Raw genomic sequence first — 21,312 nt, 5'->3', positions numbered from 1 at the left:
GAGCGCTGCCTCATGACCCGGACACGCCCCGGCCACCTCGCCGCCACACCGCCGACGACCCGCGCCGCGATCCTGCGGGGAGCCGGACGCCACCACGTCCGGCTCCCCACGACCCCCGGGTCCTGATCAGATCGAGGTTGCCCCGTGTCCCCGCTTCGCCGCTCCCCACTCACCCACTCCCCACTCACCCGTTCGCCGCGCACCACCCGCGTCGCAGCGACCGCCCTCGCCGGCTTGGCCGTCGTCGCCTCCGCCGCGTTCTCCGTCACGGCAGCCCACGCCGACGACACCCTGCAGCCGGCCTTCACCGCCGCCGACCACCCGATCACCGACGTCCCCGGGCTGGTCAACGGCCGCGAGCTCGCCGCGGTCCACGGCCGTTCCGGTCAGACCGTGAACGCCCCGCGCCTGATCCGCTCCGAGTCACTCGACAAGATCACCGCGGCCGGGGCCGCGACGCTCGCCGACGAGTACCACGTCGACCTCGTCGTCGACCTCCGCACGCCGTCCCAGATCACCGCGAAGCCCGACGTCGCGATCCCCGGTGCGCGCCACGTCGACATCTCGATGTTCGGCGCCGACGGCGACTACAGCGACGACACGGCGATGTACCACGACCTGGTCGACAAGGGCCGGGTCGACCAGGCGACACCCGGGTCGATGATCACCGCGTACCGCCGGGTGCTCCGGATCCTCGCCACGCACACCAGCGGCACGGTCCTGATCCACTGCTCGCACGGCATGGACCGCACCGGCACCGTCGTGGACCTGCTCGACCGGGTCCTCGGCGTCGACAGCGCGGACATCCTGCACGACTACCTGCTCTCGAACACGCAGCTCGGGGTGACCTGGGCGACCCCGCAGCTGCTGCAGGGCACCTTCGAGCAGGACATCGCGACCGAGTACGGCGGCATGGGCTCCTACCTGACCGACACGATCGGCGTGACCAAGCACGAGGCTGCCGCCCTGCGCGAGCGTTTCCTGGTGTCGAACGACCCCACCGTGTCCTCGATCACGGTCGCTGGCGTGCGCGTCCACCTGCCCGCCGCTGCCTCGTCGCACGGTGCGACCGTGACCGCTCCGGTCCGGACGCTGCGCGTCGCCGACGTCCACGTGCACACGACGAACCCGAACGCGGCCGCCGCAGTGCACGTGTCCGGCCGGACGGCACGCATCACGGTCACCGCCCAGGACGGCACCACGACGAAGGAGTACCGGCTGACGGTCCGTCGCCCGGCGACGAAGCGCTAGCCCGGGACCCACGCCGACCGCCCGCCAGCCGCGCCGGGCGGTCGGCGTGACCAACTGTTCACCACCACCGTCGCCCGGTCCGGGCGTCCCTCCGGCTACCGTGACAGTCGTGCAGTCCTCCAGACAACGGCGCCCGCAGTGACCGGACACCCCGCCGTCCCGACCATCCACGACGTCGCCGCCCTGGCCGGTGTGTCGAAGTCGGTCGTCTCCCGCGCCCTCGCCGGCGCGTACGGCGTGGCTCCGTCGACGACCGAGCGGGTCAAGCGGGCGGCGCTCGACCTCGGCTACGTCGCGAACGCGAATGCCCGCGGCATGTCGGCACACCGCACGCACACGCTCGGGGTGTTCGTCCGCGACGCCTCCACCCCCTTCTACGGGCACCTGCTGACCGCGTTCCAGCTGCAGGCCGCGGCCCGCGGGTACCGCGTCGTCACCGCCACCGGTGCGGGGTCGTTCCCGGTCAGCGAGGAACGCCGGGCGCTCGAGACCCTGGCCTCCCTGCGCGTCGAGGGGCTCATCGTCTGCAGCGGCGCCCTGCCGATCGCCGACGTCCTGCCGTTCGCCCGCCGGATCCCGACGGTGGTGTCCGGGCGCCCCGAGACGAACGATGCGGTGAGCAGCGCGTACTGCGACGAGCGCGGTGGCGGACGCGGCCTCGCCGACCACGTCGCGGACCTCGGACACCGACGCGTCGCCGTGCTGACCGTCACACCGTCCGGATCCCTGACGCAGTCGGCACGGACCGACGCGATGGTGCGCCGACTCCGTGCGCGCGGCGCCGAGGTGCTCCGGATCCGCTCCGAGGACCACGGCGCAGACCCCGAGGACCTCGACTCGTTCCTCGAGCAGGTCCTGCGGGCGGGCGGCGTGACCGCGATCATGGCGCCGAGCGACCGCTGGGCCGTCGGTGTGCTCGAGTCGATGCGCCGCCGCGGCCTCCGTGCGCCGGACGACCTGTCGGTCACGGGCTACGACGGCGTCGCCCCGCTCGCGACCGAGCTGCTCGGCATCACCTCGTGGCGACAGCCGCTCGGCCTGATCGGCCGTCTGTCCGTCGACGACGTGGTCGACCAGATCGACGGCCGTTCGACGGGCGTCGCCCACAACGCGGTCGACGGCACCCTGGTGCCGGGCCGGACCGCCGCCCGGGTCTGACCGCCGCTCGGAGCGCACCGATGAGACGGACTGGCCCGCTGCCGCCGACACCCATCGTTCACCGTTCCGTCACGGACGAACGGGTGAGATCCGAGCCCGTCCGGTCGATGATGGGGAACGTTCCCGACCATCGGGAACGTTCCCCATCCCCGATCCCGGACGGACCCATGCCCCAGAACGTCACCGCCAAGCTGCCGCGCGACCCGAGCGACCCGTACCGCCACGGCATCTACCTGCGGCCGGACGCCCGCACCTGCCGGGCCGTCACCGTCGTCACCGACCAGCTCCGGGCGCAGTACGGCCTGCTGTCGGCCGGCGCCTTCCCGCCGCACGCCACACTCGTCGGCAGTCAGCCGTTCGGCAGCCACGAGGACCAAGTCATCGCGGCCGTCACGGCACTGTTCGACGGCCGACCGGGGTTCGACGTCCACAACGCCGGCGTCCGTGAACAGGGCATCGGGTTCGTCTACGACGTCGCGACCCGACCGGACGGCTCGCACAACGACGACTTCGTCCGGCTCGCCGCCGACATCGACGCCGTGGTCGCACCGTTCCGGCAGCCGATGCAGGTCCCGCTGGCGAACGACTACGACCCGGAGCAGTACCGCGCGCACCTCTCCCTCGCCTCGCACGACCTGTACGGCCGGCCGGACCTGCACGACGAGGTCGGCGCGTTCATCCGCGGGCTCGACGTCGACGTGCCGACCGGGTTCCGCGGCGACACCGTCGTGCTCTACCGCACCGCGAGCCCGGACTGGTCCGGTCGCTGGTGGCAGACGATGACCTGGGAGCACGTCCACACCTGGAAGCTCGCCTGACCGTGGCCGCGACCCTCCGCGACGTCGCCGAGCGCTGCGCCGTCTCGCGATCGCTCGTGTCACTCGCCCTGCGGGGCGACGACGGTGTGTCCCGGCCACGTCGGGAACTCGCGGTGCGGACGGCGGACGAGCTGGGCCTCCCGGTCGGGACGCTCGCCAGGCGACGCGCGCAGGGCGCGCCGCTCGTGCTGGGCGCACTCGTCACCGAAGCCGCGAACCCGTTCCACGACGAAGCACTCCGGAGCGCACGCGCGACCGCGCAGACCCTGGGGTTCGCGCTCCGCGTCGTGGACGCGTTCCGTGACCCTGCCCGGCTGGCCGACGGCCTGGAGGCCCTGCACGCCTCCCGCGGATCGGCCGACGGTGTCCTCGGGGTCGCGGTCCTGAGCAGTCGGCTCGCCCCGGCACGGCTCGCTGCGGTCGCGCGCGACCTGCCGGTCGCGGTCCTCGGGTCGAGCGGGTCGGCGCTCGCCGGTCTCGGACTCGACACCGTGCGCGCCGACGAGGAGGCGGGCATGCGCGCGCTGGTGCTCCACCTCGCCGCACTCGGGCACCGGCGCACGTGCTTCGTGGCGGAGTCCGACCACCCCTCGACGACGCGTCGTGCCGTCGCGCACGCCGCGGTCACCGCACAGCTCGGCGCACCGGGCGACCACCGAGTCGACGACGTCGAGGCCCTGGCGGCGGACCCGGCGCGGATCGCCCGGCACCTGGGTGACGGGGTGACGGCGTTCGTCGCGACGAACGACGCGACCGCGGCGCGGCTCGTGGCGATCGCCGACGGCGCGGGGCTCGCGCTCCCCCGGATGGCGGCGGTGACCGGGTTCGACGGCACCGGTCTCGGCGAACGACTCGACCTGACGAGTGTCGACCAGCCGCGCGTCCGGATGGGCGCGCGGGCGGTCGAGCTCGTGGTCGAGCGGCTCCGGGGTCGCCGCGGCGACCGGCACGAGGTGCTCCCGACGCACCTGCTGCCGCGTGGGTCCACCGCGAGGGCGGTCGCCGGGCACCCGCTCGGCTGACCGCTCGCGGCGCCCACGTCGAATCGGTCGGCGGGCCGGTCTGCGGCTCAGTCGGCGGGCCGGCTGGCAGCTCGGTCGGCGGCTCAGTCGGCGGCGGTCGTGGCCGACAGCTCCTGCACCCGGCGCACCAGCTCGGCGTGCGATCCCCCGGCGCCGGCGGCGACGTAGTCGTCCGCCAGGTGGGCGCGGTCGACGACCTCGCCCCGACGGAAGCCCCGGAACCACCCGCCGGCGCGGTCGAGCACCAGCGCTCCGGCGGCGACGTCCCACGGGTGCGTGGCGAAGCCCATCGTCACGTCCGACCACCCGGCGGCGACGTGCACCAGGTTGAGGGCACCGCTGCCGAGGCTGTGGTGGTGGCGGTACCGGAGCGTCAGGTCCCGGAGCAGGTCGAACGCCGCTGCTTCGCCGAGCAGGTCCAGGTCCTGCTGCACGGGGAAGCTCGTCAGGACCGTCGCTGCGTCGTCCGGCCCCGACGACGAGTGCATCGGGGCGCCGTCGAGCCAGGCGCCGACGTCGTCCGCCGCGAACACGTGGTCCGCGACCGGGTCGAAGACCACCCCGGCGACGACCTCGCCGTCGACCTCGGCCGCGATCGAGATGCACCAGTACGCGAGTCCGCGGGCGAAGTTCGCGGTGCCGTCGATCGGGTCCACGATCCACCGGACCACGGGGTCCGCGGTGCTGCCGGTGGTGCCGGTGGTGCCGCCTTCTTCGCCGAGCACGACGGAGCCCGGCACGGCCGCGGTGAGCACCGCCGTGATCGCCTCTTCCGCGGCGCGGTCGTGGAGGGTCACCACGTCGTGCGCATCGCGCTTCGTGCTGATCGTCATCGGGGCGCGGAACACGGCGAGCAGGTCGGGCGCGACGGTGCGCGCGGCCTCCTCGGCGATCGCCCGGAGTGTCTGGGGAGCAGGAACGGTTCGCATGGTCCCCGGTTCTACGACGTCGAGGCCCCTGGACGGCGAACCACGCCGGTCGACGGGCCGAACCCGAGGTGAACGCGCGGCGTGCGGCGATGAACGTCGGCACCCGATCGGCGGAGGGGTTGAACGCGGCGTGAACGGGTGACGGCGGGTGGTCGACGTGCCTTGACCGGTCTCCGACCCCCGCCGCACAGTGGAGTCGTTCCCGGTTAGGGAACGTTCCCTACTCGGAGGAGTCCGCCCCATGACGGTCCCCGTCAGGTCCGGCCTGGTCGCCGGTCCCCGGCGTACCGCAGGGTCGCCGCGGTCATCGCAGTCGCCGCGTCCACCCCGGGCGACCAGGACGACGAGGTCCTCGTTGCGCTCGGACCGACGGCTCGGTCTGGTGCTCCTCGCACCGGCGCTGCTCGCGTTCGCGGTCTTCGTCTTCTACCCGCTCGGCCGCGTCCTGGTCCTCAGCACCCAGGGCACCGACATCTTCGGTCAGCCGGCGGGCTCGGTGGGGCTGCAGAACTACGTCCGCACGTTCACCGACCCCGCGTTCGGACGGACGATGCTGACCACCGCGGTCTTCTGCGTCGGCGTGGTCGTCGGCCGCATCGTGTTCGGTCTGCTCGTCGTGATCCCCCTGACCGTGAAGCTCCGCGGCCTGCCGGTCTTCCGCGCACTCCTGACGGCACCCATGGTCGTGTCCGTGTCAGCGGGGTCCGTCGCGTTCGCGGCGATGCTCGCACCCGGCAACGGGCTGCTGAACACGGTGATCACCCAGTTCGGCGGCGCGCCCGTGCCGTTCCTGACGAGTACACAGTGGGCCCTGGCGAGCGTCATCGTCGTGACGATCTGGGGGTCGCTCGGGTTCACCGTGCTGCTCCTGCTCGGAGCGTTCGGCGCCATCGACCAGGACGTTATCGAGGCGGCGCACCTCGACGGTGCCGGGCCCGTCCGGACGCTCTGGTCGATCTCGTTGCCGCTCGTCACGCCGACGCTCTTCTTCGTCGTCGTGACCGGCACCGTCGAGGCGCTCACGACCTTCGGGCAGATCCAGATCCTCACCGGCGGTGGTCCGGCCGACTCCTCGAAGACCCTCGTCTACGCGATCTACCAGCAGGCGTTCGGGTCGGGCAGCGCGAACTTCGGCCTCGCCGCCGCGCTCGGGGTCGTCCTGTTCCTGCTGGTCCTCGGGCTGTCGCTGGTGCAGTTCGGCATGTTCGAGAAGCGGGTGAACTACTGATGCGCCCCGTCACCGCGCGCCGGCTCCGGAGCGTCTTCGTCTCCGCCTGGCTCGTCATCGCGGTCGTCGTCGTCTGCTTCCCGCTCTACTACGTGTTCGAGGGCGCGCTCACCCCGACTCGGTACCTGGACCAGGGCCTCGCCGGTCTCGTGCCGATCCACCTGACGCTCGACAACATCGTCCGGGCCACGCAGGTCGTCCCGCTCGGGCAGCAGTTCCTGAACAGCGTCGTCGTCACCCTCGCCCAGACGGTGCTGCAGGTCGTCATCGGCATCATCACCGCCTACGCACTGGTGTTCTGTCGGCTCCGGGGCACCCGTGCCCTGTTCCTCGTCCTGCTCGCCAGCATGATGATCCCCGGCGAGACGACGCTGATCGCGAACTACCTGACCGTCTCGTCGTGGCACCTCATCGACACGCTCCTGGTCGTCTTCCTGCCGTTCGTGGCCTCGGCGCTGACGATCTTCCTGTTCCGCCAGGCGTTCCTGAGCTTCCCGGACGAGCTGCGCGAAGCGGCGGTGCTCGACGGCGCCGGACACTTCCGGTTCATCCGGTCCATGCTCCTGCCGCTCACCCGCCCGACGCTCGTCTCGGTCACCCTGGTGAGCGCGACGGCCGCCTGGAACGGGTTCTTCTGGCCGCTCCTCGTCACCAACTCGCCGGAGCACCGCACCGTGCAGGTCGGCATCGCCCAGCTGTCCGACGCCGAGGCCGCCGACATCGGCGTGGTCCTCGCCGGCGCCGCCATGGTGACCCTCCCCGTCCTGGTCCTCGTCCTCGTCGCCCAGCGGTTCCTCGCCGGCGGCCTCACCGCCGGGGCGCTCAAGTGACGACTCGTTCGCTCCCCTCCCCGACCCCCGCCCGCCCCACACCCGAAGGACGCACCATGCCCGCACATCGTTCCACCGCCCTCACCGCACTCGCCACCGGGGCCGTCGCGGTCCTCGCCCTGACCGGGTGCTCCACGTCGAGCTCCGCGTCGGACAGCTCCGGCCCCGTCACCGTCGACTTCTGGCACGCCATGTCCGGGCCGCCCGCGACCGAGCTCGACGCGCTCGTCGCCCGCTTCAACAAGGAGAACGACCAGCACATCACCGTGAAGTCGTCGTTCCAGGGCGACTACGCGGCCGTCCAGACGAAGTACACGGCGGCGGTGCAGTCCGGCTCGACGCCGGACCTGCTCATGATGAACGACGTGTCGACCGGCTTCATGATCGACTCCGGCCAGACGGTGTCCCCCGCGAAGATCAGTGGATCGACGTCGGGCACCGACACGATCGCCCCGGCCGCCGCCACGTACTACAGCGACGGCACGTCACTCGCGGCGATGCCGTTCTCGGTCTCGATGCCCGTGCTCTACCTGAACAAGGCACTCGTCGCGAAGGCCGGCCTCGACGCGACGAAGCCGCCGAAGACGCTGGCGCAGGTCGCGACCTGGGCCGAGAAGATCCACGCCGCGACCGGTGGCTACGGCATGAGCATGAACATGGGCGACTCGTGGATGCTCGAGGAGCTCAGCGCCTCGGGCGGCCAGCCCTTTTGCACGCCGGACAACGGGCGGAAGGGCAAGCCGGTCACCGGCGTTTCACTCACCTCGGACACCCAGGTGCAGTTCATGACCACGCTGCAGAAGCTCTACCAGGACGGCGCCGCCCTGAACCCCGGCACCGACTCGACCGTGCAGAACTCGGCGTTCTCGAGCAACAAGGTGGGCATGCTGCTGACCTCGTCCGGCGCCTACACGACGGTCGACCCGGACGGCTCGAAGTCCGTCGTCGCCCGGTTCCCCACCACGTCGGCCTCCGACGACGCGGGGCAGGTCATCGGCGGCAACGCGCTGTGGATCTCCGGCAAGGGCCACTCGTCCGCCGAGCAGCAGGCGTCGTACACGTTCGCCAAGTGGCTCCAGACGCCGGACGTGCAGGCCGAGTGGGCGAAGGCGACCGGCTACGTCGCGATGAACACCGACGCCCAGGACACCACCGTGGGCAAGCGCTCCCTGTCCGACCCGAACATCGCCACGATGTACCAGCAGCTCGCCGACGACCCCACGAGCGTCGCCGCGGCGGGCTGCATCACCGGAGCGTTCCCGACGGTGCGCGCCACCGTCATCGGCGCCTTCAACCGGATCGTCGAGGGTGCCGACGTCGAGTCGACCATGACCGATGCGGAGCAGCAGGCCGGCAAGCAGATCGAGTCGTACAACGAGGCCGCGGGCAAGTGATGACGGTCGGCGTGTGAGCGCCCCGCGAGGCTGACCAAGGGTTCATGGAGCGCGACCGTCGTTCGACATACGGTTGTCTGATGAAGCGGGCGGGGAGCCCGCGCGACGATCGGAGCCCTGTGGTGTCTGCTGCGAACGGCCGGCCCGGCTCCGGGGCTCCGGAACCCCTGCGCATCGTGTTCTCGTTCCCACGGGGGCGGGGACACCTCGCGCCGATGCTGCCGCTCGCCCGCGCGGCCAGCGCTGCCGGACACCGGACCGCACTGAGCGGCGCACGCGAGGCGGTCCTCGAACAGACCGGGTTCTCGCACCGGCAGCCGCGGGACGTGGAACTGCCGGCGAGCAGGCCGGGCACCGGCACCCTGACCCCGATCGACCCGAGCACGGTGCTCACGCGCGTCCCCCAGGTGTTCCTGGGGGACGCGGCCGCCGGGGCCGTCGTCGACGTCGGACGACTGGTCACTCGGTGGACGGCTGACCTCGTGGTCTGCGGGGAGTTCGACTTCGGCGCGATGACCGCCGCCGAACGAGCCGGGGTGCCGTGCGTGGTGGTCCTGGCCTTCGCCTCGGCCGGCGGGACCTGGCGCGACGCGGTGCGAGAGCCGCTCGAGGCGCTCCGCCGACGCGCGGGACTCGGGCCCGACCCGCAGCAACACATGCTCGGCGGCTCGCTCACCGTCATCCCGTTCCCGGCGTCGATGCGATCCGGGCACGAGCTGCATGGCCCGGTGATCCGGATGCGACCGGACACCTGGTCGTCACCACCGTCGGATGCCGCGGCGTGGTTGGCCGCCGGCGACGGACCCCGCGTCTACGTCACGCTCGGCACCGAGTTCAACACGAAGTCCGGCGATCTGTTCGCCCGGCTCATCGACGCGCTCGCGGCCTTGCCGGCGCGGATCCTCGTGACCACCGGACCCTGGGTCGACCCGACGACCTTCTCGGTGCCGGCGGGCCCGGGAGTAATCCGGGTCGAGCAGTACGTCCCGCAGGACTCGGTACTCGGGCTCGTGGACCTCGTGGTGAACCACGGCGGATCCGGATCGGTGACCGGGGCGCTCACGCACGGGGTGCCCCTGCTGGTCCTGCCGCTCGGTGCGGACCAGTTGCCGAACGACGGCTGCGTCGAGACGATGGGCGCCGGGCTCGTCCTCGACGCCGCGACGGCGACCCCGGCGGACATCCGCACCACCGCGTCGCGACTCCTGACCGAGCCGTCGTTCCGCGTCGCAGCGGAACGGGTCAGGACCGAGATCGTGACAGGTGAACCCCCGGCTGTCGTCCTGGCCGCCGTCGAGCGCCTGGTCGGTGGGTGAGCGCGCACCGCGGTGACGAGCGCCGATCAGGCCCGATGGTCAGCGCACCAGGCACGTGTGAGGACGGCGTCTCGCCCGTCCTTCGGAAGGATGCACTCCCTTTCGCTCGGCCCGCTCGTTGCACCGAGCCAACAAATTGGTCCGAGAGTCCCCGATTTGACCCTCACACGTCGTGAGGGCAGAACGTGGAGCCCATGAGCAACTACTACAACGCCTTTGCGATGAGCCCGGTCCCCTCTCCCAGCCCTGACGCCGTCGCTGCCAGCGACGTCGCCGCTGTGAAGCGTTTGGCGCACCTTCACCGGGCATTTTTGCGGGACAGGCATACGGCAATACCCCCGGTCAGGCGGCAGTAGGCAACGGAGGCTGTCGAAGGCGACAACTGTCGTGTAGCGGTGAACCACCGGCTATCGGACGCCCGCAGCAAAGGTCTTGCTGTACCAACGGTCGGAGTACGGCTCGTCATTGAAGGGCGCGACGCGCTCGTAGCCGTTCCGCTCGTACATTGCGCACGCTTCCGCGAGGGCCGCGCGGGTGTCGAGCCGGACCGTACTCATTGATCGCTGTCGGCAGACCTGCTCGGCCGCGTGCAGCAGTTGCGAGCCGATTCCCCGGCCTCGATGCGACGGCACCGTGAAGACCTTGGTGAGTTCAGCCACGCTGTCGAGGAAGCGGACGCCGACGCAGCCAACGGGCCGCCCGCCTTCGACGGCGACGAGCAGCGCGCCGGTGGACCCTTGTAGATCGCCGTAGGGCTCGTCTTGGAGTGCCTGGCTCAGCTCGTCGTCTGTCGCCGGGCGCTGGTACCACCGTGCCGCGACGTCGGCCATGTACTCCCGAACGATGTCAGCCGCAATGGCGGTGGTCGGAGCGGCGGTCTCGATCGTGATCACGACATGACGCTATCCACCCCGAACGGCGTCCGGCGGCCGATCCTTCAACGGCGCATCACAACGCTTGTGCCGGCGGTTGGTCGCTCGTACGCTGCCCGCATGTGGTGGTGGATCGGAACTGGAGTGTTCCTCGCTGTGCTCCTCGTGCTGTGGTTCGTCATGCACCGCTACACCAACTTCGGTTCTCGAGCGGCGAAGTTCGAGGGGACTGACCCCGAAGTCGCGGAAGCTCTTCGGCAAGCCGAGTCTGATGTTGCCCGGGGCCGCATGTACTTCTGACGCCCTCATGTGCGAACGAGCGCCCGGTAGCCGATCCTTCCGGACCCACGGCGCTGGACACATCTACGGAAGCGGCTGCTGTCGGATCCAGACGGTGACGCTTACATGAGCGAGCCCGCTCCCAGCAGCACAGATCATTGCCCATCCGATGAGGCTGCGTCCCGTGGCGATGAAGCCGATCCCGAACGCGAAGACGAGCGCGACTAGGAGTGCACCGAGAACGAGCATCACCAGGCTGATCACGGGACTGGCGTTCTGAGTGAGCCGCGCGTCACGCACCCACGTCGGATTCCGCACACGCCATAGGAAGAGCACGACGGTCCCCACCAGGATCACGACGCTCGCCGCGAGGAGGATCGCTTCAGCCACGACGAGATGCTAGCTCGCCCTCAGTCCCACGTAGGCGACGTCCAAAATCGCCAGACTGCTTGCCCCGTGAACCGATCAGCTTGCGAGACGTCTTGGGGAGACAGTTCGCCCTTCTCCCTGGGAGGCCGCCCGCTGGCTCACCAAGTCAGTGAGCGAGCGTCCCGTCATCTTTGTCGCGTCGGGCCCTTCCCTTCGCCGCCCGGCGGAAGGCCATGAGCACGGCGCCGCACACAACCGTCGCAACGATGCCAATGACCGTGCCGCCGGTCGACCCGCTTCCGTAGTTAGACCAAGGCAGCCCGAGAGCCCATTGCAGTGCAGGGCCCAGCACGAGTAACGCTCCGGCCGGCACGACGACGATGAGTAGCGCACGGCGTCCGCTCCAAGCAGGATGAAGCAGAACGACCACGGCGCCCGCGGCGACGACCGCGAAAGCACCGGAGATCCACGATGCGCCAGACATCCGCCAGCCGTCGTGCGCAAACCAGACTTGAACTCCTCGGATGGTTCGTGCCCAAGCATGCTGACCTCGGCCATGTGTCGACGAGATGACAGGCAACGGCCACCCGATGATCGCAAGAACTCCGGCGATTGCGCTCGCGATTCCGAGCACGACCACCCCAGAGCGCGACCCGGTTCTGGGCTCGACGTCGAAGTCGGAGATGCGCACGCCAAGGAGGCTATAGGGCGAGCGGGGCGGTCGTTCCAACCGGGCACCCGCCCGGTAGAGGATCGGCTATCGGAACGGGGTAGTTGATGTGAGCTTCCTTGCTCGGGGGGATGCTCTCTGCCAGCGTTGGCTCATGGACGACGACGTGACCACGCTGCGTCGAGTGCCCGGTTTCCGCTCGTACTGGTCTGCCGCAACCGTCTCTTCGTTCGGATCAGCGGTGAGCGCGGTCGCCGTGCCGGTTCTCGTGGTCACGGTGCTGCACGCCAGTCCTTTCGAGGTGGGGCTGGTGAACGCTGCCCAGTTCCTCCCGTACGCACTGTTCGGTCTGATCGTCGGCGCGTACGTCGATCGCTTCCGCAGGAAGCCACTGCTGATCTGGGCAAGTGTCGGTCGCGGCATCTGCCTCGGCACAATCCCGATGCTCTGGTTGACCGGGCTCTTGAATCTCCGGGTGACAGCGGCGGCGCTGTTCGTGTTCGGCGTCTTGTCCGTCGTGGGCTTCGCCGCCACGCAGTCCCTCCTGCCCAGGATCGTGCCGCGCCACCTCCTCCTGGCGGCGAATGCTCGGGTGGATCAGAGTGACGCGGCAGCACAGACGGTCGGCCCGGCTCTCGGAGGCGTCCTGGTCAGCATCGTGACAGCGCCGGTCGCGATCGCCCTCGACGCGGTGAGCTACTTCGTCGACGCTGTCCTCATCGCCCGGGTCCGCGTCATCGAGCAGAAGCCAGCACGACAGGCCGGCACGCGGCTGCGGAGCGACATCGCAGACGGATTGCGGTGGACGTACGGTCATTCAACGTTGGCGCCATTAGCACTGTCTACGCACCTCTGGTTCCTCGCCAACGCCGCCGGACTGACAGTGTTCGCGACCCTCGCGCTGCGCACGCTCGCACTCCCGGCAGCCGTGTACGGGGCCATCCTCGCCGTCAGCGGCATCGCAATGCTCATCGGCGCAACCGCTGCTCTCCGCCTCGGCACGCGCTTTGGTGCCGGCCGCACAATCATCGCCGCACGGGCTGCCTACCCGATCGCATGGGCGGCCGTCACGCTTGCGACCGTTGGCATCGGTGTCGCAACGCCGACGGCCACTGTCGTGGTCCTATTCGTCGCATTCGCTGTGCATGGCGCTGCCGCGGGGTGCGAGAACGCGAACGAGATGAGCCTCCGCCAGACCGTCACACCTGACGCGCTTCTCGGGCGGATGAACGGCACGATGCGCAGCGCGAACCGAACGCTCGCGGCTGCGGGAGCAGTGGGTGGCGGCGCTCTCATGACCGTCGCCGGCGATGGCTTCGCGCTGCTCGCAGTGACCCTCGTCTTCGCCGGCGCTGTCCTGGTCGCTGTTTGTTCTCCACTGCGGACAAGCGCCGTCCGGTAGCGGATCGATTACCGGTGCTCAGTCGAGATCGCGTTCCCACCCCTGGAGCCAGCCGAGGATCTCGGTCAGGTCGAGGGTGTTGATTGCCGCTGTTGCGGCATCGCGGGCGGCGTCGCCCGCGTTCAGAGCGAGGGACGCTGGAACCGCTTCGAACAGCGGCAGGTCGGAGCGGCTGTCACCGATTGCGCAGCACTTGTCCGCTGACAGTCCGCGCTCAATAGCTAGGGCGAGTGCCCGGTCACGCTTGTCGTACTCGTCGAAGTGCTCGGCGACGGTGCCGTCGTACGTCGATCCAGACACGGCGACACGCGGTCCACCGTTGGGGGTGAAGCCGTACCGCCTGGCAATCGATGTGCTGACGGGTTGCCAAGCGAGCGAGGCGAGAACCGGTTCGATCTGGTGTCTTCGGCACCAGGACACCACCGCGTCGACGCCGTTGATCAAGGGGAGATCCTCGAGCCATCGGTCGATGGTTGCTGTCGGAGCGCCGGTCCAGCCACGGGCGTCGATTGCGCTGACCTCTTGGTTCGACAGCTCACCGCGGGCGTACTGCTCTTCGGCGCGATCGAGGTCGTGCTGATGGCCGAGACGGGCGGCAAGGAAGCTGCTGGTGGAACCCGTCGGAACGAGCGTTCCGTCGATGTCGAAGAAAACGATGCCGCGAGAGGTCACAGCTTGAGCGTAAGGGCGACGTGTGCCGCAGACATAGCGTCCGTTGGACGGTGGCTCAACGAACGCGACCGGGCCCGCGTGGCCCCGCCCGGTAGGGGATCGGCTATCGGGCGGGACCGGCCACCTTCACCGGCGGTTGCGCTCGCTACGGTCTCTCAGCGCGACGATCAGCATCGCGCCGCCGACGACGATCCAAAGAGCGGCTATGAAGAAGCGGAACGCTCCCGGTTCGAGGACCGCGGTGCCGAGCCATCCAAGACCCACTATGAGCCACAGACAGCTCACCCAGATCTTGGGTCGACCGAAGAGCCGTCGGCTCAGTCGGCGGGATTCTTCCTCGGACATGTCAGGCAGGCTACAGCTCGACGAGGTCCGACAGACTTGCGCGGAGACTTGCAGCAGGCGCAGCTGACATCACGATGAGAATCGTCCGCTCGTCCCGTCCCGGATGCCGATCGCTCAACGGTCGGGCGGGAGCGACATCGGTCGTTGCTACTTCTTCTCGTACTTGTTCCAGTAGCGGGCGAGTGCCGCTTGACCTGGTCGAGCCGTGGTGAACATCACTAGAGCGAACCCGACGAAGATGACGAGAACCGCCACCAGACGGTCAAGCCTGCCGTCTGAGTGGGCCATCAACACGAAGCCGACGATGACGACCAGTGCACCCAGTCCCACAAGTACAACGCGTCGAGGGGTCATGAGCGCGAATCTATCGTCGCCGTCACGAAGTGGTGTCCAACCCACCCCGCGGACGACGGCACTCGTTCAAGAACGAGCCCCGGCGGGAACGTCCCGTTAACCGATCGGCCATCGGGCAGCGGATGGATCGCCTGCCGGCGGTCAGCGGCCCGACCGGCCAGCTCGTCCTGAGACGATCAGCACCACGAACGCCACAACGATGAGTGCCGCCCCGAGGATCTTCGTTGGCACTCCCGGGGGCAGTACGAGGAGGCCAACTCCGCAAGCCGCGAGAACGATCAGGAGCGTGAGAGTCCGGGGGCGGATGCGCATGCGTCTGTCTACCATCGGCATCGCCGCCCGCACCGTCTCGGTACCCGATCCCCTACCGGGCAGGCGCCCGGGTGTTCGGCGTCTGGGAGTCAGGGAGTCTTTCGTGCGTGCAGTTCGTCGTTGACCTGGCGCGCTGCGGAGGAGGACCCGAACGCGAGGATGACCTCGCCGGTGGTAAGCGGCTCCATGACCTGCGGGGCTGAGAGCACCTCCCCGTTGAGAACGATCGCCATGCGCTTCTTGAGCGCCTTCCGGGTCGCCGCGGCGAGGGTGGCGCTGTCGGTCTTGTCGAGCTGCAGGGCGATCGATGTACTCGAGGACGGGTCACCAGACAGTGCTGTGGAGGTCGGCGTGACCGTGCCGAGCGACTTGGCCAACTGATACGTCGTGGTACCAGCCCGGTCACAGGCCGTTGCGGGCCCGTCAACGGTCACGGGCGGTGCACTACACGCCTCGTCGACCTCGGAAACGACTACGCGGAGCTGCAGTGATTTGATCACTGCATTTCCATCTGTGGCGCTCTCGGTGCCGCATCCTGTGAGGAGTGCTACGACACCGGTGAGGACAGCAAGACAGGTGATCCGTGAAGCCTTCATCACTTCAGGGTAGAACGCCCGGAAATTTCCGGGCATGTTTTCTGAAGGGAGCACCGCCTGCGAAGGGTGCGGTGTCCTCCCGACTACGCCGCCCGGTAGCGGATCGGCTAGCGGTCATGCCGCGCCGACTCTGCCCGCTGCTGCTCTCGAGCAGCGCGCGGCCCCACCACGAAGAGAAAGGCTCCTGCCAAGGCGGCAGCGACTGCGGCGGCGAGCAAAGGTAGCCACGACGTGAAGCCCGTGACCGCTGCGACAACGGTCACGACGAACAACGCGGCAGTCACCGGACCGAGTATCCATCCCACCCAGAGCCGATGTGTTCGCATCCCTCAGTTGTACTCGACCGACGTTCCGGTAGTCGATCGGCTACCGGACGCATCTCGGCAGGGGCACGTTGCGGGGTAGCGTCGCCTCGTGACCGATAGGGAGCGACGATCTGTCGCAGAGGTACTTCTGGGCAAGCCCCGCGCCTGGGTCGTGTGGGGCTGGTTGGCTCTGGCCATCGCTTGGATCATCATCGCTGTCGTCGAACCGTCCGGGTTTCGGACATTCATGGCCATTGCCTGGTCAGTGCTCGCCGTGTTTCAGATCGTCGCGTTCTACCTCGCCCGTCGGCGACGACGGCCCGCGGAGACGGGTACTCGGACGGACGAAGCCCCTCCCCGCTGAAGCTCAGAGCAGCGCACAGAGTCAGAGCGTCAACTGTCCGATAGCCAATCCTGGGTTCAGCTGGTCGTTGCAACACCACCGTGATTTGGAGTGTTGCAGATGGGATCCAGGCCGGAGCAGCGCGCTCGAGAGGCGCGATTCTGGGAGCTACTCGGACAGGGTGTGAGCCGGCCCGCTGCTTGCGATGCTGTCGGGTGCATCCACGTCAGGGATACCGATGGTTCAAAGCTGCTCGCGGGAAGAACCCGTTCGAGCGAGCACCCCGATCCGGCCGGTACCTAAGCGAGGAGGAACGGCTCCGGATCGCTGACCTGCGCCTGGCTGGCGTCGGTATCCGACAGATCGCAGCAGAACTCGGGCGGGCGCCATCAACGATCAGTCGAGAGCTGGCGCGGAACAGCTCCCGCAGCGGCGATTACCGGCCATACGCGGCTGAGAAGCGGTGCCGCGTCCGAGCGCGGCGACCGAAACCGCGGAAGCTGGACCGGGTTGAGCTGGCCCTGCAAGTCGAGCTGCGGTTGGTGCGGAACTGGTCCCCGGAGCAGATCCGTGATGACCTGGCCCGGTCCTTCCCGAACCGGCCGGAGATGCACGTGTCGCACGAGACGATCTACCAGTCCCTGTTCGTCCAGGGCCGCGGGCACCTGCGCGCTGACCTGCACAAACACCTCCGCACCGGCCGCGCCATCCGCCGACACCGAGGCGAGCCTCGACGGGCGTCGTGGTCGAAGATCCGCGACATGATCCTGATCAGCGAACGCCCCGCGGAAGCTGACGATCGGGCCGTGCCCGGGCACTGGGAAGGCGACCTGATCGTCGGCACGAACGCGCGCAGTGCTATCGGCACTCTCGTCGAGCGCACGAGCCGGTACGTGATGCTGCTGCACCTGCCTGATGGGCACAGCGCCGACGCCGTCCGGGACGCGATGATCCCCACCATCCAGACCCTGCCCGAGCATCTGCGTCGGTCGTTGACGTGGGATCAGGGCACAGAGCTTGCCCGGCACAAGGACATCACTCTCGCCACCGACCTCGCGATCTACTTCTGCGACCCCCATAAGCCCTGGCAGCGCGGTTCCAACGAGAACACCAACGGCCTACTCCGCCAGTACTTCCCGAAATCCACCGACCTCAGCATCCACAGCCCGGAGCGGCTCCTCGAAGTCGCCGCGGAGCTCAATGGCCGACCCCGCAAGACGCTGAATGGTCGCACCCCAGCTGCCGTCTTCGCGCGCCTCCTGCCTGAGGCGTGACAGCTCGGAACTGCGGGTCGGCCGAGCTTTAGCGCAACAGACTCGCCGCACACCAACCAGCGATCGAGGCGAACTCCACGAGAAGGAGGACAGTCACGCCCGGTGGTAGCACCCCCAAACCACGGCGATGCTCCTGGATGCTCACGACGATGACCGCACATATCAGAATGGCCAGAACGACTGCCCAGACGGCCCACCATGCTCCGCCGCGACTCATAGCGATGAGGAGCCAACCGCCCTGCGCCGGGAGAAACAACACCCCCTGAACGCCGTTGATCAGCCCGCGACGACGTCGGTAGATGTAACGCGGGTCACCTGGGTAGATCGTCATAACGCCAACACTGATCGTCGCGCGGGCAGCCGCGGCAGCTCAAGGCGAACTGCCGCCCCTTGGCGCACCAGCCCGGTAGGGGATCCTCTACCGGTCGCGCTTCGCTGCCTCAATCCGCTGCGTACGTTGCTGCTGTCGAGCAGCGCGCGGCCCCAACACGAAGAGAACTGATCCAGCCACGGCGGCGGTGACCGCAGCGGCGAGCAGGGGCGGCCACGACGAACAACGCAATGGTCACCGGGCCGAGTATCCAGCCCACCCGGATCGCCGCAACCGGCAGCTCCAAGCAGGCGACACGAAGCGAAGCTAAGAGGAGGACACCGAGCGAAGCTGCTCACCCCGCAAATGGGCGGCACCGCAGCCGTTCCGCATCTCTCGCCCGCTGCGTGAGTGTGTCTACTCGCTCGGTGGGACCTCAGTCATAGAAGAGGCCCCGCCCGTGGTTAGCGGGCGAGGCCTCGGCTGCCGTCCGACCTGATCCCCGGCAGGACCGGGGGCGTTCGGGTCGACTCCGATCCGGCCGCACGGCGAGTTCCCCCGCGACGTTGCGGAAGGAGCTTCCACGGTAAAGCGCCCCATTCGGGGGTCACAAGGCAACGCCCGCCAGACTCGTGTCATCGGTACCCGAACGTCACTGGCGAGAAGACCCCTGCCCGCACGAGCGAGTGAGGGCTTTCAGCACATCCGATGAGCGCCGCTACAGGCGACGGACTCGGTCCTCTTCAGCTACCCACACTCCGGAGCCGACGACGAGCGCAACCTCTCGACCACAATCGCGGCAGTCGGCGCGGCCCCCCGCGCCGACGACCACCCGGCCAGTCGGGTGCCCGCAGTACACATCGCCGCCCGGCGCACTCACCACGTGCTCCGAGCTTCACGATTGGCGGCCACGAAAGCGAAGATCGAGCAAGCGAGCGCTGCCTGGGGCACCGTGAGGGTGATTGTCTCCATGCTTCCAGCCTCTCATAGCGGTTTGCAGCCTCTGCGTCGTCGTCGTCGCCGCAGCCATTGCGCTGCGTGCGACTCTTAGCATCAACGCTCCCGCCACGCAGCACCGCCTCGTGCCGGCCCAATGGCAGATCGGCTCGCGACGCAGGCTCGACATCGCTTCGCGGGCCGAGCGGTGGTCCTCGCGGTTGTGCCCCTATCACGCGGAGGGCAGGCGGTGCGCTCGACGAAGTCCAGAGTTTGCGATGTGTGCTGTCGGGTTCAGTGCTGCATCCGGCAGTCTGGGCGCTGAAATCATCGGTGCGACGTCCTCGTCGTCAGCTCTCACATGGCTTCCTTGATACTGCGGCGGATGAGCCACCAGTTGACGGGGTAGGAACACACGAATCCGGCCACCATTGCAAGCTGCATGAGGACCCAGAACTCGGGCGTGAGGGCGGACGCCCGCCCGCCGAGCACGGCGGGGAGTACCGCGAACTGCCCGATCGCCATCAGCCCGTACATGCCGACCTGCCAGGCGGTGATCGAGAGCGTGTCCGCTTTGAGGGCCGCGATGATTCCCGCCCGGCGGGACAGGCCGCGCATGGGTGCAATCGAGAAGTACTGGAAGAGGATACCGACCGCGAATGCTATGACGAAGTCGATGATCCATCCGGCGAACACGCGCTCCTGGTAGAGCGTGCCGAGTCCGACGAGGGCTCCGAGCGCCGGGACCGCGACGAGCGCGAACTCGCCGACGAGGTCACCAACTGCGCAGCCGGCACCGCAGTGGCTCGTACCAGTCGCAACGCTTGCCCAGCGGCCGTGTCCGCGGCTCGCGGTGTCCGTACCGCCGCGGGGCGACCGACCGACGCGCAGGTAGAACACCAACCACACGACGCTGCCGAACAGCATCGTCAACGGCCAGACCGCGTTCATCACCGCCATCCGCTGCGGCCGTCGAACCAGGTCCGCTGCGACGAACACGGAGCACGCGATCGCGATCGCCAGCAACACGATGCAGACTGCATTGAGTGCCACCGGGAAATCGGCGGTCATGAGTTCCTTCGCCCGCATCCGCCCAGACAACCAGCACGCGCCGAGCGTGTTCCTCAGTGTCCCGGAGCAGATGCCCGATCGGTATCGGGCTCCGCGCGACGGGCGAATGCGTCTGCGATGGGAACGTCGGTGGAGGAGTGCGCGATGATCGACAGCACGACCGCGACGACGATGATGTGGAAGAGCCGGTCCGCGTCAGGGACGTCGCTGCCGAGCACGAGCAGGCCGTAGAGGACGCTGGCAAACCCCTTCGGGCCGAACCATGCTGCCGTCAGCCGCTCCCATCGGTCCAGCCCGCTCCGCGCCAGAGCGATCTCGACCGCGAGCGGGCGCGCCACCACCAGCAGGAGGATCGCGAACACGTAGCCGGACAGGTTCACGTCGGTGAGTAGGGACGGGCTGATCAGCGCTCCGAAGACCAGGATGGCGAGGAGCTTCACGACTTCGCTGAGGAGTTCGCCGAACTCTCGGAAGGTGTCACGGGTCTGGGGTGCGATACTCGCGATCGTGATGCCGCAGGTGAAGGCCGCGAGGTAGAGGTTCGCGTCGAGCATCTGCGCCAGGCCGAACGTGAGCAGGCCGACCGCCACCGGTGTCAGGGTCGCGTAGAGGGGCGTGGCTCGGAAGAACGGCAACGCGAACAGCAAGCGCACCGCGACCGGCACCGCCACTCCCAGCACGACACCGAGCAGGAGCTCCACGGCGAGCACGCCCACGTCAGCGTGCTCACCTGCGGCGACCGCCAAGAAGACAAGCACGAGCGGAAGCGCGAGTCCGTCGTTGAGCCCGGATTCCACGTTGAGCAGACTTCGGGTGCGCTGCGGGATCTCCTCCCGCCCCACGATCGCCGCGGCGAAGACCGGGTCGGTTGGGGCGAGGACGGCTGCGACGAGCAAGGCGCTCGCCCAGTCCAGGCCGAGCAACCAGACCCCGAGTACCGCGGTGATCCCGAGCGTCAGCGGCAGGCCCAGCAAGAGCGCACGGCCCGGCAATCGCCACGCGTGCCGCAGCTCGCGGATGCCAATCTGCTGCCCGTCGGTGAACAGCACGGTGAACAATGCGATCTCGGAGATCGTGTTCACCAACGCGTCGTCCGGGGTCAGGTGGACCAGGTCGGTCACGCCGTCACCGAGGACGAACCCGGCGACGAGGAACATCACGGTGGTCGACACGATCGTCCGTTTCGCGATCGCGGAGATCCCAACCGCAATGATCAGCACCACGGCGAACGCGACGAGGAGGCTCATCCGGCTGCT

Annotated in this window: 20 protein-coding genes and 1 pseudogene; 12 read left to right on the top strand and 9 right to left on the bottom strand. The window is 68.9% G+C overall.

All coding sequences use genetic code 11. The features are described from left to right. Window positions 1-144 precede the first annotated feature (144 nt). From DEJ19_RS08410 to DEJ19_RS08395, 4 genes are all read left to right on the top strand, one after another. A complete protein-coding gene (locus DEJ19_RS08410) occupies window positions 145-1,251 on the top strand; it encodes a tyrosine-protein phosphatase (protein WP_111233462.1) in 1,107 nt (368 codons plus the stop codon). Window positions 1,252-1,389: 138 nt separating this feature from the next. Next, window positions 1,390-2,409: a LacI family DNA-binding transcriptional regulator gene (locus DEJ19_RS08405; protein ID WP_111233461.1), complete on the top strand. Its 1,020-nt coding sequence runs from the start codon at window positions 1,390-1,392 to the stop codon at window positions 2,407-2,409. A gap of 167 nt (window positions 2,410-2,576) precedes the next feature. Continuing rightward, window positions 2,577-3,227 carry a heme utilization protein gene (locus DEJ19_RS08400; RefSeq protein ID WP_111233460.1) on the top strand — a complete coding sequence of 217 codons (651 nt, stop codon included), beginning with the start codon at window positions 2,577-2,579 and terminating at the stop codon, window positions 3,225-3,227. Window positions 3,228-3,229: 2 nt separating this feature from the next. Continuing rightward, the gene (locus DEJ19_RS08395; protein WP_181441556.1) at window positions 3,230-4,249 is read left to right on the top strand and encodes a LacI family DNA-binding transcriptional regulator; all 1,020 of its coding nucleotides are present in this window, start codon (window positions 3,230-3,232) and stop codon (window positions 4,247-4,249) included. 83 nt (window positions 4,250-4,332) lie between these two features. On the opposite strand, the gene DEJ19_RS08390 is transcribed toward DEJ19_RS08395, so the two are convergent. Next, window positions 4,333-5,178: an inositol monophosphatase family protein gene (locus DEJ19_RS08390; RefSeq protein ID WP_111233458.1), complete on the bottom strand. Its 846-nt coding sequence runs from the start codon at window positions 5,176-5,178 to the stop codon at window positions 4,333-4,335. A gap of 355 nt (window positions 5,179-5,533) precedes the next feature. On the opposite strand from DEJ19_RS08390, the gene DEJ19_RS08385 reads away from it, so the two are divergent. The 4 genes from DEJ19_RS08385 to DEJ19_RS08370 all read left to right on the top strand — a co-directional run bounded on the left by DEJ19_RS08385 (window position 5,534) and on the right by DEJ19_RS08370 (window position 9,946). Then, window positions 5,534-6,406, top strand: coding sequence for a carbohydrate ABC transporter permease (locus DEJ19_RS08385; RefSeq protein WP_258377415.1), 873 nt, complete (start codon window positions 5,534-5,536; stop codon window positions 6,404-6,406). After that, entirely contained in the window at window positions 6,406-7,236 is an 831-nt protein-coding gene (locus DEJ19_RS08380) for a carbohydrate ABC transporter permease (RefSeq protein ID WP_111100576.1), read from the top strand. The genes DEJ19_RS08385 and DEJ19_RS08380 overlap by 1 nt, the downstream gene beginning before the upstream one ends. A 56-nt stretch (window positions 7,237-7,292) precedes the next feature. After that, window positions 7,293-8,630: an ABC transporter substrate-binding protein gene (locus DEJ19_RS08375; protein WP_111233456.1), complete on the top strand. Its 1,338-nt coding sequence runs from the start codon at window positions 7,293-7,295 to the stop codon at window positions 8,628-8,630. A gap of 122 nt (window positions 8,631-8,752) precedes the next feature. Next, window positions 8,753-9,946 carry a glycosyltransferase gene (locus DEJ19_RS08370; RefSeq protein ID WP_258377414.1) on the top strand — a complete coding sequence of 398 codons (1,194 nt, stop codon included), beginning with the start codon at window positions 8,753-8,755 and terminating at the stop codon, window positions 9,944-9,946. A gap of 407 nt (window positions 9,947-10,353) precedes the next feature. Here the strand turns inward: DEJ19_RS08370 and DEJ19_RS08365 are convergent, their stop codons facing one another. After that, entirely contained in the window at window positions 10,354-10,839 is a 486-nt protein-coding gene (locus DEJ19_RS08365) for a GNAT family N-acetyltransferase (protein WP_111233454.1), read from the bottom strand. Between the two features lie 99 nt (window positions 10,840-10,938). On the opposite strand from DEJ19_RS08365, the gene DEJ19_RS08360 reads away from it, so the two are divergent. After that, window positions 10,939-11,118 (top strand): hypothetical protein, encoded by a 180-nt coding sequence (locus DEJ19_RS08360; protein ID WP_146250679.1) that lies wholly within the window; start codon window positions 10,939-10,941, stop codon window positions 11,116-11,118. Between the two features lie 63 nt (window positions 11,119-11,181). Here the strand turns inward: DEJ19_RS08360 and DEJ19_RS08355 are convergent, their stop codons facing one another. Together DEJ19_RS08355 and DEJ19_RS08350 are read right to left on the bottom strand one after the other, a co-directional pair. Then, on the bottom strand, window positions 11,182-11,487 hold the full coding sequence (locus DEJ19_RS08355) for a hypothetical protein (RefSeq protein WP_111233453.1): 306 nt from the start codon (window positions 11,485-11,487) through the stop codon (window positions 11,182-11,184). A gap of 145 nt (window positions 11,488-11,632) precedes the next feature. After that, entirely contained in the window at window positions 11,633-12,157 is a 525-nt protein-coding gene (locus DEJ19_RS08350; RefSeq protein WP_146250678.1) for a hypothetical protein, read from the bottom strand. 133 nt (window positions 12,158-12,290) lie between these two features. On the opposite strand from DEJ19_RS08350, the gene DEJ19_RS08345 reads away from it, so the two are divergent. After that, a complete protein-coding gene (locus tag DEJ19_RS08345) occupies window positions 12,291-13,538 on the top strand; it encodes an MFS transporter (protein ID WP_111233494.1) in 1,248 nt (415 codons plus the stop codon). An 18-nt stretch (window positions 13,539-13,556) separates the two neighbouring features. Here the strand turns inward: DEJ19_RS08345 and DEJ19_RS08340 are convergent, their stop codons facing one another. The 3 genes from DEJ19_RS08340 to DEJ19_RS08330 form a co-directional block, all read right to left on the bottom strand. Next, a complete protein-coding gene (locus DEJ19_RS08340; RefSeq protein ID WP_111233452.1) occupies window positions 13,557-14,210 on the bottom strand; it encodes an HAD family hydrolase in 654 nt (217 codons plus the stop codon). Window positions 14,211-14,336: 126 nt separating this feature from the next. Further along, complete coding sequence (locus DEJ19_RS08335) at window positions 14,337-14,555, bottom strand: hypothetical protein (RefSeq protein ID WP_146250677.1); 219 nt, start codon at window positions 14,553-14,555, stop codon at window positions 14,337-14,339. Between the two features lie 755 nt (window positions 14,556-15,310). Further along, on the bottom strand, window positions 15,311-15,598 hold the full coding sequence (locus DEJ19_RS08330; RefSeq protein WP_111233450.1) for a SecDF P1 head subdomain-containing protein: 288 nt from the start codon (window positions 15,596-15,598) through the stop codon (window positions 15,311-15,313). A 633-nt stretch (window positions 15,599-16,231) separates the two neighbouring features. Here DEJ19_RS08330 and DEJ19_RS08325 point away from each other — a divergent pair. Together DEJ19_RS08325 and DEJ19_RS08320 are read left to right on the top strand one after the other, a co-directional pair. Then, on the top strand, window positions 16,232-16,486 hold the full coding sequence (locus DEJ19_RS08325; RefSeq protein ID WP_146250675.1) for a hypothetical protein: 255 nt from the start codon (window positions 16,232-16,234) through the stop codon (window positions 16,484-16,486). A 99-nt stretch (window positions 16,487-16,585) separates the two neighbouring features. Then, a pseudogene (locus DEJ19_RS08320) lies at window positions 16,586-17,739 on the top strand (IS30 family transposase). Window positions 17,740-19,342: 1,603 nt separating this feature from the next. Here the strand turns inward: DEJ19_RS08320 and DEJ19_RS08315 are convergent. Both DEJ19_RS08315 and DEJ19_RS08310 read right to left on the bottom strand, forming a co-directional pair. Continuing rightward, on the bottom strand, window positions 19,343-20,056 hold the full coding sequence (locus tag DEJ19_RS08315) for a DUF4396 domain-containing protein (protein ID WP_111233493.1): 714 nt from the start codon (window positions 20,054-20,056) through the stop codon (window positions 19,343-19,345). 53 nt (window positions 20,057-20,109) lie between these two features. After that, complete coding sequence (locus DEJ19_RS08310) at window positions 20,110-21,303, bottom strand: cation:proton antiporter (protein WP_111233447.1); 1,194 nt, start codon at window positions 21,301-21,303, stop codon at window positions 20,110-20,112. Window positions 21,304-21,312: the final 9 nt, after the last annotated feature.

The organism is Curtobacterium sp. MCSS17_016 (assembly GCF_003234255.2).
Lineage (GTDB): Bacteria > Actinomycetota > Actinomycetes > Actinomycetales > Microbacteriaceae > Curtobacterium > Curtobacterium flaccumfaciens.
The sequence above is the reverse complement of the archived record's forward strand: the minus strand, read 5'-3'. Positions and strand labels throughout refer to the sequence as shown.

What these genes read in the sequence shown, in the direction of transcription:
- DEJ19_RS08375 (WP_111233456.1), top strand. Translation starts at nt 7,293, where the DNA reads ATGCCCGCACATCGTTCCACCGCCCTCACCGCACTCGCCACCGGGGCC.
- DEJ19_RS08310 (WP_111233447.1), bottom strand. Translation starts at nt 21,303, where the DNA reads ATGAGCCTCCTCGTCGCGTTCGCCGTGGTGCTGATCATTGCGGTTGGG.
- DEJ19_RS08315 (WP_111233493.1), bottom strand. Translation starts at nt 20,056, where the DNA reads ATGACCGCCGATTTCCCGGTGGCACTCAATGCAGTCTGCATCGTGTTG.
- DEJ19_RS08380 (WP_111100576.1), top strand. Translation starts at nt 6,406, where the DNA reads ATGCGCCCCGTCACCGCGCGCCGGCTCCGGAGCGTCTTCGTCTCCGCC.
- DEJ19_RS08335 (WP_146250677.1), bottom strand. Translation starts at nt 14,555, where the DNA reads ATGTCCGAGGAAGAATCCCGCCGACTGAGCCGACGGCTCTTCGGTCGA.
- DEJ19_RS08400 (WP_111233460.1), top strand. Translation starts at nt 2,577, where the DNA reads ATGCCCCAGAACGTCACCGCCAAGCTGCCGCGCGACCCGAGCGACCCG.
- DEJ19_RS08345 (WP_111233494.1), top strand. Translation starts at nt 12,291, where the DNA reads ATGGACGACGACGTGACCACGCTGCGTCGAGTGCCCGGTTTCCGCTCG.
- DEJ19_RS08390 (WP_111233458.1), bottom strand. Translation starts at nt 5,178, where the DNA reads ATGCGAACCGTTCCTGCTCCCCAGACACTCCGGGCGATCGCCGAGGAG.
- DEJ19_RS08360 (WP_146250679.1), top strand. Translation starts at nt 10,939, where the DNA reads ATGTGGTGGTGGATCGGAACTGGAGTGTTCCTCGCTGTGCTCCTCGTG.